The 18291-nt window shown below is 33.6% G+C and carries 17 protein-coding genes and 1 tRNA gene; 4 read left to right on the plus strand and 14 right to left on the minus strand.

Going from position 1 to position 18291, the window contains the following annotated elements:
• Positions 1-266: 266 nt before the first annotated feature.
• Both BN2390_RS10510 and BN2390_RS10515 read right to left on the minus strand, forming a co-directional pair.
• Positions 267-351, minus strand: a tRNA-Leu gene (locus BN2390_RS10510).
• 73 nt (positions 352-424) lie between these two features.
• On the minus strand, positions 425-925 hold the full coding sequence (locus BN2390_RS10515) for a DedA family protein (protein WP_053984312.1): 501 nt from the start codon (positions 923-925) through the stop codon (positions 425-427).
• Positions 926-1166: 241 nt separating this feature from the next.
• Between BN2390_RS10515 and BN2390_RS10520 the strand changes: the two genes are divergently transcribed.
• Positions 1167-2027, plus strand: a complete 861-nt coding sequence (locus tag BN2390_RS10520) for a DegV family protein (protein ID WP_053984313.1) — start codon at positions 1167-1169, stop codon at positions 2025-2027.
• 25 nt (positions 2028-2052) lie between these two features.
• Here BN2390_RS10520 and BN2390_RS10525 read toward each other — a convergent pair whose 3' ends face one another.
• Together BN2390_RS10525 and BN2390_RS10530 are read right to left on the minus strand one after the other, a co-directional pair.
• Complete coding sequence (locus BN2390_RS10525) at positions 2053-2490, minus strand: bacteriohemerythrin (RefSeq protein ID WP_082238736.1); 438 nt, start codon at positions 2488-2490, stop codon at positions 2053-2055.
• Between the two features lie 105 nt (positions 2491-2595).
• The gene (locus tag BN2390_RS10530; RefSeq protein ID WP_053984314.1) at positions 2596-3285 is read right to left on the minus strand and encodes a Crp/Fnr family transcriptional regulator; all 690 of its coding nucleotides are present in this window, start codon (positions 3283-3285) and stop codon (positions 2596-2598) included.
• Positions 3286-3397: 112 nt separating this feature from the next.
• Here BN2390_RS10530 and hcp point away from each other — a divergent pair, with 112 nt between their 5' ends.
• Positions 3398-5257 carry a hydroxylamine reductase gene (gene hcp, locus BN2390_RS10535; protein WP_053984315.1) on the plus strand — a complete coding sequence of 620 codons (1860 nt, stop codon included), beginning with the start codon at positions 3398-3400 and terminating at the stop codon, positions 5255-5257.
• 58 nt (positions 5258-5315) lie between these two features.
• Here hcp and BN2390_RS10540 read toward each other — a convergent pair whose 3' ends face one another.
• On the minus strand, positions 5316-5693 hold the full coding sequence (locus BN2390_RS10540; protein ID WP_053984316.1) for a VanZ family protein: 378 nt from the start codon (positions 5691-5693) through the stop codon (positions 5316-5318).
• Between the two features lie 177 nt (positions 5694-5870).
• Between BN2390_RS10540 and BN2390_RS10545 the strand changes: the two genes are divergently transcribed.
• The gene (locus BN2390_RS10545) at positions 5871-6977 is read left to right on the plus strand and encodes an SLC13 family permease (RefSeq protein ID WP_053984317.1); all 1107 of its coding nucleotides are present in this window, start codon (positions 5871-5873) and stop codon (positions 6975-6977) included.
• A gap of 51 nt (positions 6978-7028) precedes the next feature.
• Here the strand turns inward: BN2390_RS10545 and BN2390_RS10550 are convergent, their stop codons facing one another.
• The 4 genes from BN2390_RS10550 to BN2390_RS10565 all read right to left on the minus strand — a co-directional run bounded on the left by BN2390_RS10550 (position 7029) and on the right by BN2390_RS10565 (position 11079).
• A complete protein-coding gene (locus BN2390_RS10550; RefSeq protein WP_154668819.1) occupies positions 7029-7745 on the minus strand; it encodes a DUF2238 domain-containing protein in 717 nt (238 codons plus the stop codon).
• Positions 7746-7799: 54 nt separating this feature from the next.
• A complete protein-coding gene (locus BN2390_RS10555) occupies positions 7800-8642 on the minus strand; it encodes a YjjW family glycine radical enzyme activase (protein WP_053984318.1) in 843 nt (280 codons plus the stop codon).
• Positions 8639-10117, minus strand: a complete 1479-nt coding sequence (locus BN2390_RS10560; RefSeq protein WP_053984319.1) for a YjjI family glycine radical enzyme — start codon at positions 10115-10117, stop codon at positions 8639-8641. Before BN2390_RS10560 ends, BN2390_RS10555 begins: the two co-directional genes overlap by 4 nt.
• A 71-nt stretch (positions 10118-10188) precedes the next feature.
• Positions 10189-11079, minus strand: a complete 891-nt coding sequence (locus BN2390_RS10565; RefSeq protein ID WP_053984320.1) for a LysR family transcriptional regulator — start codon at positions 11077-11079, stop codon at positions 10189-10191.
• Between the two features lie 116 nt (positions 11080-11195).
• On the opposite strand from BN2390_RS10565, the gene BN2390_RS10570 reads away from it, so the two are divergent.
• A complete protein-coding gene (locus BN2390_RS10570; RefSeq protein WP_053984321.1) occupies positions 11196-12185 on the plus strand; it encodes a TDT family transporter in 990 nt (329 codons plus the stop codon).
• An 83-nt stretch (positions 12186-12268) separates the two neighbouring features.
• Here BN2390_RS10570 and rpoD read toward each other — a convergent pair whose 3' ends face one another.
• The 5 genes from rpoD to cobJ form a co-directional block, all read right to left on the minus strand.
• Positions 12269-13354: an RNA polymerase sigma factor RpoD gene (gene rpoD, locus BN2390_RS10575; protein WP_053984322.1), complete on the minus strand. Its 1086-nt coding sequence runs from the start codon at positions 13352-13354 to the stop codon at positions 12269-12271.
• Positions 13355-13558: 204 nt separating this feature from the next.
• On the minus strand, positions 13559-15565 hold the full coding sequence (locus tag BN2390_RS10580; protein WP_082238738.1) for a cobyrinic acid a,c-diamide synthase CobB: 2007 nt from the start codon (positions 15563-15565) through the stop codon (positions 13559-13561).
• On the minus strand, positions 15558-16805 hold the full coding sequence (gene cbiE, locus BN2390_RS10585) for a precorrin-6y C5,15-methyltransferase (decarboxylating) subunit CbiE (RefSeq protein WP_053984323.1): 1248 nt from the start codon (positions 16803-16805) through the stop codon (positions 15558-15560). Before cbiE ends, BN2390_RS10580 begins: the two co-directional genes overlap by 8 nt.
• On the minus strand, positions 16798-17568 hold the full coding sequence (gene cobK / locus BN2390_RS10590) for a precorrin-6A reductase (protein ID WP_198524902.1): 771 nt from the start codon (positions 17566-17568) through the stop codon (positions 16798-16800). Before cobK ends, cbiE begins: the two co-directional genes overlap by 8 nt.
• The gene (cobJ, locus tag BN2390_RS10595; RefSeq protein ID WP_053986304.1) at positions 17546-18286 is read right to left on the minus strand and encodes a precorrin-3B C(17)-methyltransferase; all 741 of its coding nucleotides are present in this window, start codon (positions 18284-18286) and stop codon (positions 17546-17548) included. Before cobJ ends, cobK begins: the two co-directional genes overlap by 23 nt.
• Between the last annotated feature and the right edge of the window lie 5 nt (positions 18287-18291).

Here is an 18291-nt window from a genome sequence, read left to right on the forward strand (position 1 = left end):
ATTTTACATTTATTTAGTGTTTCTGATAGCTATTTTTTGACATTTTTCTATTTTATTTTTCTACTCTCTTTGTATATATGTTTACACATTCTCGCCACAATATTCTAAACACTTTGTTTTATGCACTTATTGCACAAGAATTTTTCAATAAATTCTAACTCCTAAAAAATAATTATGAGCCTTTCTTAATCTATTACCTAAACGTAAATTTCTTCAAAAAGCATATATAAAAAGCAATACACTATTAGTGTATTGCTTTTTATATATGCAGGTAACAGGACTTGAACCTGCATGAAGAAACCCCTCAATAGAACCTGAATCTATCGCGTCTGCCATTTCCGCCATACCTGCTTATTCAAATATTCACACTATTATTCTATCACTTTTATCTTAAATAAACAATATTATAGCTTAAATTATTATATCATCGCACAACAATACCCATTATATATCCTGCTAATATAAAGCCACAATTCCAAATTGCAATACCACCTATAGAGTAAATTGTAAAACTCCATACTTTCATTTTCCCTGTTCCTGCAACTAATGAAATAAGTGTTCTTGCTACAGGAATGAGACGACTAATAAATACACCTTTATTTCCATACTTATCTAAGTACCCAAAACTCTTATCAATAGCTGGTCTAGATTTTTTAAACTTATTGTACACCTTATCTACAACAGGACTTCCTATATAATATCCTAATGCATACAAACTATAACTTCCTAACATACCTGCAATGACAGATATAACTAAGGCATAAATAAAATTAATATTACTTGTTGCTACTAAGAATCCTGCAGCAGGCATAATAATTCCTGCTGGTAGCCCAGGCAAATTTAAATATTCTAAGTATACAATAATGAATAAGAAAATAATCCCATAATCTTGCATATATTGTACAACTGTCTCCATATTTTCCATATACTTTCCTCTTTATAATATATTTTCCTTATTTCTTCATTACTATTATAATCATTTTTATTATAATTATAATACCCTAATTATACTGTAGTAAAAAACCATTAAGAAATAATAAAGATTGCTTTCATTTTCAAGTGACAGTTGTTATACTTATCATATTGATTTTTTATAACATGTCAGACTTATGTGTTTTTTACACACTTTAATAGATGATTCATTTTATATAAAAGGAGTTAAAATTATGTCAATCAAAATTGTAACAGATAGTACAAGTTATCTACCTGAATCTCTTTGCAAACTTTACGATATATCTATCGTTTCCCTCAATGTTATTATGGACGGTGTAAGTCAGCGTGAAATAGACCTTTCAAATGACACATTTTATACTAAAATGGCTGAATCTCGCGAGATTCCTACATCTTCTCAACCTATTCCAGAAGAAATGATGGAAACATTTGAATCCCTCATTAAACAAGGCCATAGCATTCTTGGTATTTTTATCTCTTCAGAGATGAGTGGTACTTATGCAAATAGCCACCTTATGAGAGACCTACTACTTGAGAAATATCCAGATGCTGACATTCACTTTTTTGATTCCCTTACTAACTGTATGCAAATGGGATTTATTGCTGTAGAAGCAGCAAAAGCTGCCCAAGCTGGTGCTTCTATGGAAGAAGTATTAGAGCGCTGTGCATATGTACGCCAGCATAGCCGTTTTGTGTTTACTCCTGAAGTGTTAACTTACCTTCAAAAGGGTGGGCGTATTGGTGGTGCCGCTGCACTTCTTGGAAACTTCCTTCAAATCAAGCCTATTTTAACGGTTAATCCTGATGGAAAAACAGACGTTTACACTAAAGTACGTACCAAGAAAAAAGCTGTTGCCAAATTAATCGAAATTCTCCTAGAAGAGATTGGAGATAAAGCAAACTTAGAAGATGTTATTGTACATCATATTAATTGTGAAGAAGAAGGGAAAGCTCTAGCCCATGCACTTTCTACACAATTAGATAAATCTGTTTCTATCCAATCTATTGGTCCTGTTATAGGCCTTCATGTTGGACCTGGTAGCATTGGTATTGCTTATCATTATAAAGCGCATTAATTCCACAAAAGGTGGTATTGCATCCTTATGCAATACCACCTTTATCTATATCATCATTATATACTTGTGTGTACCATTGCCCCAGTACCTTATCTGTTTTCAAAATATGTTCTGTAATCCATTCTGTAATAAATCCTACTAAATCTAGGAGGCATTGGGTTTGATTTTCATCTACTGTATAAATATCTATACTATCCATCTTCTCAATAAAATCTTGATGCATAACTTTATGAGAAAATAGCTTATTATATTTAATTTTCATCATCAATTTTTCTTCTTCAGCAAAATGGAATTTTGTATAATCTTTTAGTTCCTCTGCTAATTGCATAATCTCATCAAATCGATCAGTATAACTTGGAAGCATTAATAATTCATGGGCAGCTTCAGCAATTTCAAATAATCGTTGATGTTGTTCATCAATGATATCCACTTTAACTTTAAAACTATCTTGCCATTTTATCATCTGTAACACCTCTTTTATATTTCATTATAATGAGTATAGCATCTTTTTACTCCATACAAAAGATAAACTATGTTATTTTTTATTTCTTCTATTTAAATATTTTCTTTATTTTAAGTAATTTTTAAGTTCTACTTCATTACATATTTTAAAGCTATTTTTATAAAAATCGATAAGTCCTTCATCTTTCATTCTAGAAAGTTCTCGTGACATAGCACTTCTAGATACATTTAAATATTCTGCCAAATCATTACGATTAAGAGGAATATTAAACGCCCTTTGCCCTTCTTTATAACTTTGTTCTAATAAATAAAGAGCTAATTTTTCACGCATTCCTTTTAAAATGAGATAATCAATCTTTTGATTAAGATGATAGTTCTTTTCACCTAGTACATAAAGCATATTCCGAATAAGTTGTTTATGAAAGCCACAACTTTCCCCACATGTCATAAGAATCTTTTCATATGGAATAAATGCAACTTCTGTATTTGTTTTCGCTCTTACAGAAACAGGACTCATACGTTTCTTTGTACATACAATGCCTTCTCCAAAAATTTCCCCTGTACCAAGTACGCCTACAATCATTCGATCTCCTGCTCTATTTTCTTTAATAATCTCAACTTCGCCTTCTACTACAATACTTACCTCTTCTATCACAGAATGAAGTCTAATAATAAATTCACCTTCATTATATTTCTTTGTTTTAAGATTTAAACACCCTAAAAGAGACTCTGTATATATTGTATCAATTTCATTAAATAAAATGGATTTTTGAACAGCCTCTATTACCTTTGTCATTTTATTTCCTCCATATTTACAAAATGTTGCTGTAGCAACACCACTTTTTTTATTTTTATATTATCTTATAAACATAAAAATTATGCAACTTACACAAGGAGTGATTGAATATATGAAAAATCAAGAAATGTTTTGTTACCAATGTCAAGAAACAGCTCATAACACAGGATGTACTAAAGTTGGTGTTTGCGGTAAAACCTCAGAACTTGCTAACTTACAAGATTTATTAATTTACGTTACAAAAGGACTTTCCCAAGTGACTACACGATTAAGAAGTGAAGGTGTAGAAATTAGTCCATCTATTAATCACTTTATTACTTTAAACTTATTCACTACTATTACAAATGCCAACTTTGATGATGCTATTTTCTTCTCACGTATCCAAGAGACATTAGCTATAAGAAATGAGCTATTACAACAGCTTAATATTAAAACAGATCTATCAGATGCAGCTTTATGGAATCTTACTTCTAAAGAAGACATTTACGCTTCATTAAATCAAAAAGCTTCTGCATCAGAAGTAGGTGTTCTAGCAACCCAGGATGAAGATATCCGTTCACTAAGAGAACTTATTACCTATGGTTTAAAAGGCTTATCCGCTTATTCAAAACATGCTTATGCCTTAGGTCATACCGATGAATCTATAGATGTATTTCTTCAATCTACTTTAGCTAAATTATTAGATGATGCTTTATCTGTTGATGAACTTATTGCTTTAACATTAGAAACGGGCAAAGTTGGTGTAGATGGTATGGCATTATTAGATACTGCAAATACATCTTCATATGGCAATCCTGAAATCACATCTGTTAATATTGGTGCTGGTTCTCGTCCTGGTATTTTGGTATCTGGTCATGACCTTAGCGATCTTGAGCAACTTCTTATTCAAACAGAAGGTACTGGCATCGATATTTATACGCACTCAGAAATGCTACCAGCTCACTACTATCCACAACTCAAAAAATATTCTCACTTAGTAGGTAACTATGGAAATGCATGGTGGAAACAAAAAGAAGAATTTGAAAGCTTTAATGGACCAATTTTAATGACGACTAACTGTATTGTTCCACCAAAAGCTTCCTATAAAGATCGTCTTTACACTACAGGTGCAGCAGGCTATGTAGGATGTAAACATATCGAAGGTGATACTGGTAATCAAAAAGATTTCTCCTCTATCATTGAACATGCAAAACAATGTCTTCCTCCAACCGAAATCGAAACAGGAGAAATTGTAGGTGGATTTGCTCATGCCCAAGTATTTGCTTTAGCGAATACTGTTGTCGAAGCAGTTAAATCTGGAGCAATCAAAAAGTTTGTTGTGATGGCTGGTTGCGATGGTCGTGCCAAATCTAGAAATTACTACACTGACTTTGCATTAAACTTACCACAAGATACTGTTATCTTAACTGCTGGATGTGCTAAATACAAATACAACAAACTCAACTTAGGTGATATTAATGGTATTCCTAGAGTTCTAGATGCAGGACAATGTAATGACTCTTACTCTTTAGCGCTTATTGCACTTAAATTAAAAGAAGTATTTGACTTAGCAGATATTAATGAATTACCTATCATCTATAACATTGCTTGGTATGAACAAAAAGCAGTTATTGTTCTACTTTCTCTTCTTTACTTAGGTGTTAAAGAAATTCACTTAGGGCCAACACTTCCTGCATTCCTTTCTCCAAATGTAGCAAATGTACTTATTGAAAACTTTGGTATACAAGGGATTCAAACAGTAGAAGAAGATATGGAGCTTTTCTTTAATGACGCTACTTCTAGTCCATCTAATGAAGTACACAAAGATATGGTTATTGGAGATATCCTTAAATTAAATCCTGACTATGCAAAAGTATTATTGCAAGCAGGTATGCATTGTCTTGGATGCCCATCTTCACAAATGGAAACACTAGAAGAAGCCTGTGCAGTTCACAATATTGATGTAAATACACTTTTAAAACAATTCAACTAAAAAAGAACCTAGTATGGTATGACACACCATGCTAGGTTCTTTTCTTATTCACTCCAATCTAATTTTGTGTTTTTTTCATCCTAATCTTAACAGCCACTACCCACAATAAACTTGCCACAAAAATCCCTATCGTATCTGCGCTTAAATCAAGTAAGTCCATGGAACGTTCTGCTGCGAAGAGCTGCATCACCTCTGTTGAACCTGCAAATACGAAGATACATGCCACTACATAATACCAAATAGGAAGTTTGCGATTTCTTATTAAATACTCTAAGTAATACACACCTGTTAAGACAAAAAACATTCCAAAATGTACAAGTTTATCAATATTAGGTATACCTACTTGTGGCACACTACTCCCTGGCATCCAAATGGCTATTAAAATGAGAATAATAGCACCTATTGTAAACTTATAGCCCATCAGTTTCTTAACCATGTTTAATTCCCCCTCAATTTTCACTATCTCTATTGTATAAGGAGGCTGTCCATTTCGCAACTCCTCTTTATATTATTTCCCTGGAAATAGCATGGTATTTTACCTATATACTATTTGCTTATTTAGTATGAATCTTATATGATATAAAAATAAAATTATATTTCAAAGGAGTTTTCTATGTTTGCGTCTTTTATTGACTTTATTAAGAAAGAAGTTGTTCTAGTCATTGCTTTATCTTTAGCAATTATTACTTCTTTATTTTCTCTACCTAAGCTTGCATATATCGACTTTAAAGTGCTTATTTTACTTTTTAACTTAATGATTGTTGTAGCAGCTTTTAAGCAACTCAATGTACTCGATACAATAGCCATCCTACTCTTAAAAAGATGTGGAGACTTAAAAAAGGTTTCTTATGTACTTATTTTCATCACTTTTTTTGCTTCAATGTTTATCACCAATGATGTTGCCCTTATCACCTTTGTCCCTCTAACCTTAGTCATTGCAAAAAAAGCAGAAGTAAATGTACTCAAAACTATTGTTTTTCAAACTTTAGCTGCCAACCCAGGAAGCGCTTTAACACCTATGGGAAACCCTCAAAATCTTTTTCTCTATTCTTACTATAATCTTTCCTTTGGTGATTTTATCAGATGTATGCTTCCTGTATTTATAGTCTCTGCCTTATTTTTAATACTACTTATATATAAAGAAAAAAATACAAAATTTCAAGTGGAACTACTTCTTCCCCAATTAGGGAATCGACTACATATTATAATTTATATGCTACTCTTTGTCATCATTCTACTTTCAGTTTTTCGTTTACTTGATTATCGTTTTGCATTTATTGTAGTATTACTTAGCGTACTCCTATTAGACCATAAGCTTTTTACTCAAATAGATTATAGCTTACTTCTAACTTTTGTAGGTTTCTTTATTTTTGTTGGAAATCTTTCCAACTTACCTACTGTAAAAACTTTTATGGAACAGCTTTTGTCTACATCATCTAGTACTTACTTTGCTTCACTAGCTGCTAGTCAAGTTATAAGCAATGTTCCTGCTACTATGTTACTTGCACCGTTTACTACATTTCCTGATGCGTTGCTATTAGGTGTGAATATAGGTGGTATGGGTACACTTATTGCTTCTTTAGCTAGTGTTATCTCATATAAACTCTTTACCAAAGACCTTCCTGAACAAAGTAATACATACTTATTTCAGTTTACGCTATATAACTTCTTAGGTCTTCTTATTTTTATACCCTTCATCTATCTCCTTTTCATCAGATGATTGTATTCAAAAAAGCAAAAGATCAGCTAGTCCTCAAACTAGCTGATCTTTTTAATGTGGTTTACGAATAACAAGTAGAAGTTTCTCTACCCATCCTTTTTTATACTTTATTGATATATACCCTACAATGGACATAACTACTGCGCCAATAGCATCAACGATTAAGTCTTTCATTGTATCCATCAAAGCCATTCTTCCTATTAAGTTCTCACCATTTTCAAATGCAAATTTTTGCATATTGGTATGTAAAAGACCATCAGCAAAAAATTCATAGAATTCCCATATAACGCCCATTGTTATTGCAAAGCAAAATGCAAATACTGCTACAAATAATGGACTTAAATTCATAGGAACTCTTTCTGTCTTATTTAAAAAGTTAATAAAAGAAAATCCTAGCGCTCCAAGCATTGCACCACTAAAAGTATGCAAAATACTATCCCAGTGAGGCACATTATAATAAAAACTACGTACTTCTCCTAAGTAAATTGCACAGTATAAAAAGAGTGTATAAAGAAGCATCATACTTGAAGGAATCTCTAAGTTAATTTTCTTTTTAAGCATACCAGGTAATAACATAGCAAATACACCCACTATACACTGTAGAAGCATAAGGACATATTCACTCTTAAGTCTTTCAAAAGGTCTAGTCGGATCCAGCTCAGTTGGTGCCAATGTCATTGCAATCACAATAAATACAATAGAAAAGATAAGTGAAAGCATAACAAAATAATTAAAGGCCTTTTTCCAATTGATTTTTTTAATATTCACAGGCTAATCTCCTTTTCTTTACTTCTTTTAATTATAAAGGAATTTCACCATACGTCAATGCCCTACTAAAATAACCTCTCTTGCCCCTTCTTCTAAAGCGAGTTCTCTAAGACTTTCCATATAAGTTTGTGTAGGTGTCATCATAAGTGCCTCATGATGCTTAACACCTACTGGTCTAAAAGCAATCAGTTTGTAGCGAATTATTGTCTCCGATTGTTTCAATATTTTGGCTACTTCTCTTACTGTTTGCTCATTATCAAAGAGTTCTGGCACAATAACTGTACGTACTTCATAAAGCTTCCCTGATTTTGCTAAAAACTCTAAGTTTTTAAGCACCATTTTATTAGTGGTTCCAATATATTTAAGATGTGTCTTTTCATCGTATACTTTCACATCTAACATAACGCCTTCGCACCATTTAAGAAGTTCTTCTTGTTCTTCAAAGTCACATGATCCATTGCTATCTATCATGCAACTTAATCCTTCTTGTACTGCCAACTCAAAGAGTTCACCTAAAAAACCTTTTTGTAACGTACACTCTCCCCCTGATACAGTAATACCATCAATAAAATGCTTATAGGGCCTAATCCCGTCTACTATTTGTTCTGCTGTAAGTTGCATAACTTTTGGACTACTGCTATTACCACAATTTCCCGTACAAACGCCACATTCTACGCAACTTTCCTTATCCCACTGAACTGTTCCATTTTCTTTTTTCAACGCACCTTCTGGACAAAGTGATACACACTCACCACAGTGTTTACATTTTTTGATTGTTTCTGGATTATGGCAATAAATACAATTAAAATTACAACCTTGCAAAAAAATCGTCATTCTATTGCCCGGTCCATCTACTGCACTAAATGGAATAATTTTATTTATAAAACCCTCTGTCATTTTTGCACCTTTCTTTCTAATACTCTACCATTTCTCACTTGTCCTTGCCCTAATACAACTGTATTTTGTAACGTTGCAATACCTTGGTCAAGTTTTTCAATTTCACTTTTTTTAACTAAGTATCCTGTAATACGAATCACATCGCTCTCTGTACTATAAAGTGAAAAATAGCGCATACCTTCTTTAAATGCACCTTCAATAATTCTAAGGACATATGCTGGATTATTAAAAGCCGTAACCTCAAACGGGAATATATCACCTATACCTGATGGGAAGTATTTATGGAATCTAGCTGATTGTACAAGGTGTTGTAAAAGTTCTGGTTCTTCTCCAATTGGGATACGACAGCCTGGACTAACATTTATATCATCGCCTATTCCAACTTGAGCATGAAGTAATAAACGCTCTTTAGTTGCACCACAATGTGGACTGACATGCTCCATTATAAAGGTATGCATGATTTCTATAATATGTTCGCCTAAATCATTAGCTACTTGGCTATGACCAAATCTATCATCATGTCCTTCTATACTTAATAAGTTATTTACACATTCTGCAAGTCCTACAAGTCCAAACATAGAAGTAAAGTTGTCCTTGCGAATAAATCCTTCTTTAACTAAAAAGTTAGTTTCAAAAAATGTACTTTCTTCTATTATAAAGCGAATACGTTCCTCGATGTAATTTGCCATACATTCCATTGCACGTGGCAACGCTGTTTCAAAAAACTCTTCTGTATCTGTTACTGTCATTGCCAATTTAGCTAAATTCATACGTACAAGTGTATGTGCACCCCCTGCAACAGGAAGCCCATTATAACAACTGGCAATACCATATTCACCTAACTCTGTTTTAAACATCTTATCATTTGCAAAACTTGGTTTTGCAGTTTTAAGTGCAGTCACAATCGCAAGTTCAGCAAATTCACGAGATGTCGTATCATCATATTTAAGTGTAATATTTGGTGTTGCATTTTGGAGTTCTTGTTCTAACTCAAGAATAATACGCCCAGCACGTGTACTCTTTGGTCCAATGTTTGCATGACAAAACGAATCTGTAATTGTACGATCAATATGGGTTAAAAAGAGTTTAATTGCTAGACGTGCTTCTTCTTCATTCTCAATAAAAGGTTCCAAAAGGGTATCAATATTGCCAATATAAACTGGCATTGTTGTAATAGATGGGACGTGCTTATAGAAAATAAGGAGTGTGTGTGTTGCCTCCCAAATGTTTGTCGGTGGTGCTAACTCTAAAAAGCTACAGCCTTTTTTCATAAGTTTCTCATAATCTGGCAAAATGTAACGTGGTCTATAAGGTGCATTTCCTTCAAATAAATCGCAAATAATACCTGCTTCACGTAATACTTGTATTTCATCACTGATATTTAAAACATTTAATGTATTTTCTGCGTAACGTGCAAGGTTTACTACTTTTTGCTCAAAAGTAAGAGTTTGATCTTGTATAATATTTAACGCCATGATGTACCTCCTTGTGGGTCATGTTCATTTCTATCTGATGTTGACTTTTACTTACTATCTTATAAGAAAAACTATTTTACGTAAAGTGCAAAATCATCCAATGCTTCTCTAAATACCTTCGTAACATTTGAGGGTGCCAAACCATTAGGCAATATATAAGAAAAGTTTCTTTTATAAGGTTCATCTAACTTGATAATATGGATTTCATCCATCAAATTTGCCTCTTTTGCAATGTAAACTGATACCATAGCAATACCTAGTCCATTTTTTACAGCTTCCTTTATGGCATAATTACTGCCTAGGATTAATTTTGCCTTTGGAACGATTTGATTATGGGCCAAGAACATATCAAGATATTCTCTAAGCCCAGACCCTTCCTCTCTTGTTACCCATCTTTGATTCTGCAAACTTTCTATAGAAAAAGGTTCTCTTCCTATCTGTTCCTCTTTATTGGTCACAATAACCAATTCATCCTCTAAAAAATAAACCTGTTCAAAGTCACCGGTATAGCCTAAGCCTTCAATTAGGCCTATATCTAACTGAAGCTCTTGAACCTTTTGTCTGATTGTGGCTGTATTATTGATCAACACTTCTATTTCAATATCAGGATACTTCTCACAAAAGCTTTTCAAAAAGTAAGGTAAGATACATTCTCCGATTGTATAAGTGGCACCTATTCTTAAATGCCCTTTAACCGTACTTGATAAATGCTGCATTTCTAACTCTGTCGTTTCTAAAAGTGCAATCATTTCTTTTGCTCTTCTATAAAGTAAATAACCTTTTTCTGTTATCGTGATATTTTTTTGCCTAACAGAGCGCACAATAAGTTGCGTATTAAAATGTTTTTCTAAGTTCTTAACATGTACACTCACGCTAGGCTGAGATAAATTAACTTTTTCGCTTGCTTTAGTAAAATTTTTATATTCAACAACTGCAATAAACGTTTTTAGTTCTTCTAACATACTTTACTCCAATGATTAATTTTTTTAATGATAAATATTAAATACATTCATTTTACTTATCATTATAACCGACTTATACTAACACTATCAACGAAATAATTAATGAGGTGAACTTTATGATAACAAGATTAATTTCTCCAATCAAACTCACTCGCCATCATTTTAGTAATATTCCTATTGCAATTACAGGCATTTCTCTTGGTTTTATTACACTTGGTAACTTATGGGGCGACTTAGGTTCTTATTGGCTTAAATATTTTGCAAACATTTTTTCTGCTGTAGCGGTTATTCTTATGCTATTAAAAATCTTCTTACATCCTAAAAAATGTTATGAGGAAATGCAACATCATATGACAGGAAGTTTCTATCCAACTATTGGTATGACACTTATGGTATTTTCTAATTTTGTTGCTAGTACAGTTAATCTTACAGCTGGTAGATGGATTTGGTGGATTGGCATCTGTATTTTCATAGTACTGGCTGTTGTATTTATGATTGCACAAATCAAAAATTTCTCATGGCATAATGTACTTCCAAGTTGGTTTGTACCATTAGTAGGTATTGGGGTTGCTGCTGTTTCAAGTGGTGGTGTACAGATGAATGATTTTGCATCTAACTTTTTCTATATTGCATTCTTTATCTATCTTATGGCACTTATTGGCTTAATTTATCGCATTGTAACACACGGTAACATTCCTGATGACAAAAAACTTACGTTAGCCATCATTGCTGCTCCTGCTAGTGTATGTTTAGCTGGTTATATGGCTACTACCCAAACACCTTCAACTATTATCTTAGCTATTCTCGTTCCATTAGCACTTGTTTCAACATTCTATGTTTATACATTAATTCCTAAGTTCCTTAGAATACCTTTCCATCCAGGACTCGCACCACTTACCTTCCCATTAGCAGTAGGTACAGTAGCCGTACAACGCTTGTCTAACTATTTAGCAAGTATTAACTCAAGTCTTGCAGGTTTATTCAATCAACTTTTCTATATTGAATTATTTGTTGCTACACTCGTAATCGGTTATATTGTTTATAAACTTTTATTCCTTCTTTTCAATACACTTTTTAAAGATAATAGAGAACTTATTCCTCATTAAAAAAAGACAACTTCACTTACATGAAGTTGTCTTTTTTTAATATAAAAGGCTACAACTTTCAAAAGAATATTGTAGCCTTATTTTTATTGTAAATAATCTTTTAATTTATTACTTCTGCTCGGATGACGAAGTTTTCTAAGTGCTTTTGCTTCGATCTGACGAATACGTTCTCTTGTAACATTAAAGTCTTTACCAACTTCTTCAAGGGTACGTGCACGTCCATCTTCAAGACCAAATCTAAGCATAAGTACTTTTTGTTCTCTCTCTGTAAGTGTTTCAAGTACTTCGCCTAACTGCTCTTTTAAAAGTGCAAAAGAAGCTGCCTCAATTGGAACTGGTGTATCTTCATCTGGAATGAAATCTCCTAAATGACTATCTTCTTCCTCACCAATTGGTGTATCAAGAGAAACAGGTTCACGTGAAATTTTCATAACTTCACGTACTTTTTCAATAGGCATGTCCATAAATGCTGCAATTTCTTCTGGCTGTGGATCACGACCAAGTTCTTGTAGTAATTGTTTTGATGCTCTCATTAAACGATTCATTGTCTCTACCATATGCACTGGAATACGAATAGTACGTGCTTGGTCAGCAATTGACCTAGTAATAGCTTGTCTAATCCACCAAGTTGCATAAGTACTAAATTTGAATCCTTTACGGTAATCAAATTTCTCTACAGCTTTGATAAGTCCTAGATTTCCTTCTTGGATTAAATCAAGAAGTGCCATACCACGTCCAATATATTTTCTTGCAATACTTACAACAAGTCTTAAGTTAGCTTCTGCTAATCTTTTCTTTGCTTCTTCATCACCTTGTTCAATACGCTCAGCAAGTGCAATTTCTTCTGCACTTGAAAGAAGTGGTACTTTCCCAATTTCTTTTAAGTACATACGAACAGGGTCATCTATACTCATATCATCTGGAAGGGTAATATCTATTTCTTCTTCGACTTCAGCTTCCATTTCTTTCATATTACCTATAATATCGATACCTTGAGCTTCTAAATATTCATATACCTGTTCTATTTTTGTAGGGTCCACATCTAAGTTCATAAATGCTTCCATGATATCTGTTTGCTCGAGTACACCTTTTTTCTCTTTAGCCAAGGCAATAAGCTGTTCCAGTTTTGTTTTAAACAATAGTTTTGGATCTTGTACTTGTTCTTTCAAAATTCTGTACGCTCCTTCGGATGATATTTTAACAATGTCTATTGACTTAATAAATGTTTTATAGTATACTTTATCTTAAATCCTTTAACCTTATAATAATACCTTTTTTAAAGGCTCTTGTCAATATTTTAGACACAAATTTTATATTATAATCATAAATCTACAAAAAAGCCCTCTTCCTATTATTGGTAGAGGGCTTTTTTCCTAAATTTGCCTATTTACAGCCATATAAAGAAGTGCGTTACATAATGCTGCCGCAATATTACTTCCGCCCTTTCGCCCTTTTGCAACAATATAAGGTACATTTACTTGCATCATTTGCTCTTTTGATTCTACTACATTGACAAACCCTACGGGTACACCTATAACAAGTTCCGGAGATAGTTTCCCTGTTTCAATAAGTTCTTTAATTTTCATAAGCGCTGTTGGTGCATTTCCTACAGCAAATATTAGAGGATAATTAAGCTCTGCTGCTTTTTCTATTGCAATAGCAGATCGTGTTGTACCTTCTTCTTTGGCACGCTTTGCTACATCTTCATCTGCCACAAAACAGTGCACTTCGCCTCCAAGACTTGCAAGAGTTGTTTTATTAATGCCGGCCTTAGCCATTTGGGTATCAGTTACGATGTGAGCTCCATTTTTGAGAGCTTGAATGGCACGTTCCACAACGTGATCAGAAAAACATAAATTGGTTGCGTAATCAAAATCAGCACTTGTATGAATCGCACGCTTAATAAGCGGTGCATGCAAGGGATTAATTGTAGTTTCTCCCAAAATTTCATCTATCATACGAAAACTTTCTTTTTCTATCTCAAAAGGAAGCATTTTTTTAGTATTTTTCTCTATTTTATACTTTTTACATGCTTCAACAAAGGATTTAGCCATATTGAGATGACTATAAAAGTGAATATGAGGATAACCTGCAAATAAGCTTTCATTTGCTTCAATACACTCCCATACTATATTCTTACCACTTTTAATTGCTTTAAAACTTTCTCCATTATAACTAGAATCTGAATAATGAAACTCATGAGCTCTTAGCCAACCACCTTTTTTACTTAGTAAATTATCCTTTTGGGCTTCTAATTGTATATATCCAAATCGCATTAACCTTTTAGTCATGTGACTTTCTCCTCTTAGAGCGCCTACCATTTCATAGCTTTCATTATCCAGAAATGTTAACCTTTCTTGCAAGTACATAAATCCTCCACATTCAGCAATACAAGGTAATTTATTCTCTATAGCATGTTTTATAGCTGCTTTCATTTGTATATTTTCAGCCAGTTGTTTAGCATAAACTTCTGGATAACCGCCTCCTAGTATAAGGCCTTGGATTCCTTCTGGAAGCTTTTTGTCTACTAGTGGTGAAAAGGCTATCAGCTCTATGCCCATTTCTTCTAAGAGCTCTAAATTGTCTTCATAATAAAACGAAAAAGCCTTATCCTTTGCAATAGCAACTCTTATTTTATTCTTACAATCTTCATAATCTAGTTTTCTTAATACTTCTGGTATTTCACTCTCTATTTCTTTCGCCTCATTTGCGAGTTCAAGTAGGCCCTCAATATCTATAGTTGCTTTTGTATGGGTATAAAGGGTCTGTATTTTTAAATCAAGTTCTTCTACTTCTTTTGCTGTAACTAATCCTAAATGTCTACTTTCTAGACTTACCTCCTCCAAATGTGGCAAATAACCATATACTTTTAGTGACGTATGCTTTTCTATCATTTCTTTGTAATAATTATAGCTCATTTCTGTAATGCCATTAAGAATCACACCTTTTATGGTATTCTCCTTAAAATTTAAGAATCCTTCTAAGAGAGGTACAATTGAAAGGCCCATTCCTTTACAAGATGTAATGATGACCGTTGGTGTTTGTGTTTTATACGCAAGTTCATAACTACTTCCTTCCGTTGTATCTGATATACCATCATAAAACCCCATCACACCTTCTATAACTGCTACATCTGCTTCTTTTGTATGCTTTTGTAAAAGATAGTTACAATTTTGCTCACCTATCATATATAAATCTAGATTATAAGATGGCGTATGCAAAACCTCACGATGAAACATTGGATCTATATAGTCCGGTCCACACTTAAAGGCTACTGTTTTCAATTGCCTTTCTTGAAAATGCTTCAATACAGCACATGTTAATGTTGTCTTACCTGCCCCACTACCAACGCCCGCTATCATTAATCTTGCTTTAGACATATACTTCTTTTCCTTTCAAAGTTAAAATAAAAATCGGATTTTGTCCCATCATCATATTATAATCTCCAATTTGTTTACTATTTGCTACAGTCACCTGTGTACAATTAAATTCTAAATTGAAGTGTTTTGTACAGCTAAGTGCTTCTTGTAGCGTTTCTAATGTAATTGCTGTAAGTACAATCTGCACCTTAGGATTTTTATCTAAAAGTATTTGGAGTATTGCATTCAGTTCTCCACTACTTCCTCCAATAAACACCTTATCCGGCGTCGGCAAATCACTTAGTCCATCAGGACACTTTGCTTCTATCACCTTCATATTAGAAATTCTAAAATGCTTTTGGTTGGTGTAAATAAGTTCTATTGCTTCATGTTTCTTTTCTAATGCATAGACAAATCCTTTTTTTGCTATTCTCGCCATTTCAATACTGACAGATCCTGTCCCTGCCCCTATATCATAAATACAATCTTCTAGACTCAACTGTAATTTACTCAGACATATGGCTCGAATTTCTTCTTTGGTCATCGGTACCTTACCTCGTATAAAACTTGTATCTGATAAACCGTAGGTAATACAAGACTCAACATGATCTTGTTCATTTTCAATCAATATAACTGCCAAGTCACTAAAAGACTCCTTTACAAACATCGTAGCTGTTCCTTCTAAAATACGTTCTTCTGGATAAGATAAGTTTTCACCTATATACACTTGCAAATGCCCTAGTCCATGTTGCTGCAATGTCTTACAAATATCTTGCACTTTACAGCTTCCACCTGTTAATACAAATAAAGTTTTATGAGTAAGTACCTCTCCTAATACTTTATTTTCCCGCCCATGTACACTTATGGTATGTATATCACTATAAGGTCTTTGAATTCGACTGCAAAAATACTGTAATGAACTTACGCCTGTTATAAATTCAAGCTTAACCTTTGCCCCATATTCTTTTTTGATCCAACTTGCAATACTAAAGAATCCTGTATCTCCTGATGCTAACAGACCTATTAAGCTAGACTCTTTTTCTATCTCATTATCACTTAAGTATTGCTCTAAAAATATTTTCATCTCACTCAAATTACAACTATAGCTTGCTGCATGCTGTGATTTTAAATTCTCTACTTCATTCACTAATCTACTGGGCCCCATCAAAACATCACATCTTTTGACCGCATCCATTGCCTCACCTGTCAAAAACTTTCTATTCCCTGGTCCCATTCCTATCACTTTAATAACTTTATCCATGCTTCACCTCCTCAAACCATTTATAAAATTGTTGCAAATTCATCCCTCCCTCTTCATCTGGACGCCTTAAACAAAGTAAAGTAACACCAAGTTGCCTAGCCGCTTCTACCTTTTCCTCCATACCACCTACTGTACCGGAATCTTTTGTCACCATATAACGTGCCTGTATCTGATTAAGCATGGCTTTATTCAACTCTAAAGAGAAAGGCCCTTGCATACAGATAAGATGAGACATCAGATAACCTCTTTCTAGTTGCTCATCTATACTTTTTGCCATGGGAAGCATACGGATATAAATCCGCTCCTTAAAATGAGTTAACTTTGTATAAGCCTGTAAATCTTTGCTCCCTGTAGTAAGCAGAATATTCCCTTGGGTATTTTCCAAATAACTTATAATCTCTTCTACCGAACTAAAACTTAAAATCCTATGTTCTACTTCTTCACGCACGATACGTTTATAAGGCATTTCTAATTTTTCACAAGCTTTCTTACAATTTTGTGTAGCTTCTTTTGCATAAGGGTGGGTTGCATCAATCACTAAATCATACTGTTGTTTTTTAAAGAGTGCTTCAAACCCACTTTCATCTAACCTTTGCTGTAAAACTTGAACATCCTTTTCTTCTTCTAATAGCTCTTCTCCATATGTAGTTGCCACACTTACTGTAACCTGTATGCCATAGTTTCTTACAAAGCTTATTATCTTCCTTGCTTCTGTAGTTCCTCCTAGTACAAAAACATTTTTAAACATCATAACGTTTTTCATAGCCACGTGGTGTAACCATCTTGCCATTAATAACTTTTGTTTCACTATTCCCTATGATTACAGTTGTAAACATATCCACTTTAGCATTTACCATTTCTTCTAATCTACACACTTTAATATTTTGCCCTTCACGTCCAATATGCTGCACATATCCCGCCACTGTCTCTGGTCTTTGATATTCCATAATAATCTTACAAGCTTTTTCTAAATAATCATGACGTTTCCTACTTGATGGGTTATAAAAGCAAATAACAAAATCTGCCTGTGCTGCTAAAGCAATACGTTTTTCTATAGTCTCCCAAGAAGTTAATAGGTCACTTAAACTAATCATTACAAAATCATGGATAAGCGGTGCGCCTAAAACGGCAGCTGCACTACATGCAGCTGTTACTCCTGGTATCACTTCAATTTCTACTTCCGGATGGTCTTTTGCAACTTCATGTACGATACCAGCCATGCCATATACACCTGCATCCCCACTACAAACCATTGCGACTTTCTTCCCTTTTAGTGCTTCTTCTAAAACTATCTTACAGCGGTCTACTTCTTGTTTCATCCCTGTAGCTAAGAAAGTCTTTTCTTTAAAATCCTCTCGTATTAAATCTACATAAACTGTATAGCCTACAATAATGTCACATCCTTCTAGTACTTCTTCTGCTCTATTTGTCATCTCAAATATGCCACCAGGTCCTAAACCTACAATATATATTTTCCCTATCATTT

The organism is Niameybacter massiliensis (genome assembly GCF_001282685.1).
Taxonomy (GTDB): domain Bacteria; phylum Bacillota; class Clostridia; order Lachnospirales; family Cellulosilyticaceae; genus Holtiella; species Holtiella tumoricola.

Coding starts and splice junctions, on each gene's coding strand:
- BN2390_RS10520 (WP_053984313.1), top strand. CDS start 1,167: ATGTCAATCAAAATTGTAACAGATAGTACAAGTTATCTACCTGAATCT.
- BN2390_RS10540 (WP_053984316.1), bottom strand. CDS start 5,693: ATGGTTAAGAAACTGATGGGCTATAAGTTTACAATAGGTGCTATTATT.
- BN2390_RS10560 (WP_053984319.1), bottom strand. CDS start 10,117: ATGGCGTTAAATATTATACAAGATCAAACTCTTACTTTTGAGCAAAAA.
- cobK (WP_198524902.1), bottom strand. CDS start 17,568: ATGAAAAACGTTATGATGTTTAAAAATGTTTTTGTACTAGGAGGAACT.
- BN2390_RS10565 (WP_053984320.1), bottom strand. CDS start 11,079: ATGTTAGAAGAACTAAAAACGTTTATTGCAGTTGTTGAATATAAAAAT.
- BN2390_RS10555 (WP_053984318.1), bottom strand. CDS start 8,642: ATGACAGAGGGTTTTATAAATAAAATTATTCCATTTAGTGCAGTAGAT.
- BN2390_RS10545 (WP_053984317.1), top strand. CDS start 5,871: ATGTTTGCGTCTTTTATTGACTTTATTAAGAAAGAAGTTGTTCTAGTC.
- hcp (WP_053984315.1), top strand. CDS start 3,398: ATGAAAAATCAAGAAATGTTTTGTTACCAATGTCAAGAAACAGCTCAT.
- BN2390_RS10570 (WP_053984321.1), top strand. CDS start 11,196: ATGATAACAAGATTAATTTCTCCAATCAAACTCACTCGCCATCATTTT.
- BN2390_RS10525 (WP_082238736.1), bottom strand. CDS start 2,490: ATGATAAAATGGCAAGATAGTTTTAAAGTTAAAGTGGATATCATTGAT.
- BN2390_RS10580 (WP_082238738.1), bottom strand. CDS start 15,565: ATGTCTAAAGCAAGATTAATGATAGCGGGCGTTGGTAGTGGGGCAGGT.
- BN2390_RS10515 (WP_053984312.1), bottom strand. CDS start 925: ATGGAAAATATGGAGACAGTTGTACAATATATGCAAGATTATGGGATT.
- cbiE (WP_053984323.1), bottom strand. CDS start 16,805: ATGGATAAAGTTATTAAAGTGATAGGAATGGGACCAGGGAATAGAAAG.
- BN2390_RS10530 (WP_053984314.1), bottom strand. CDS start 3,285: ATGACAAAGGTAATAGAGGCTGTTCAAAAATCCATTTTATTTAATGAA.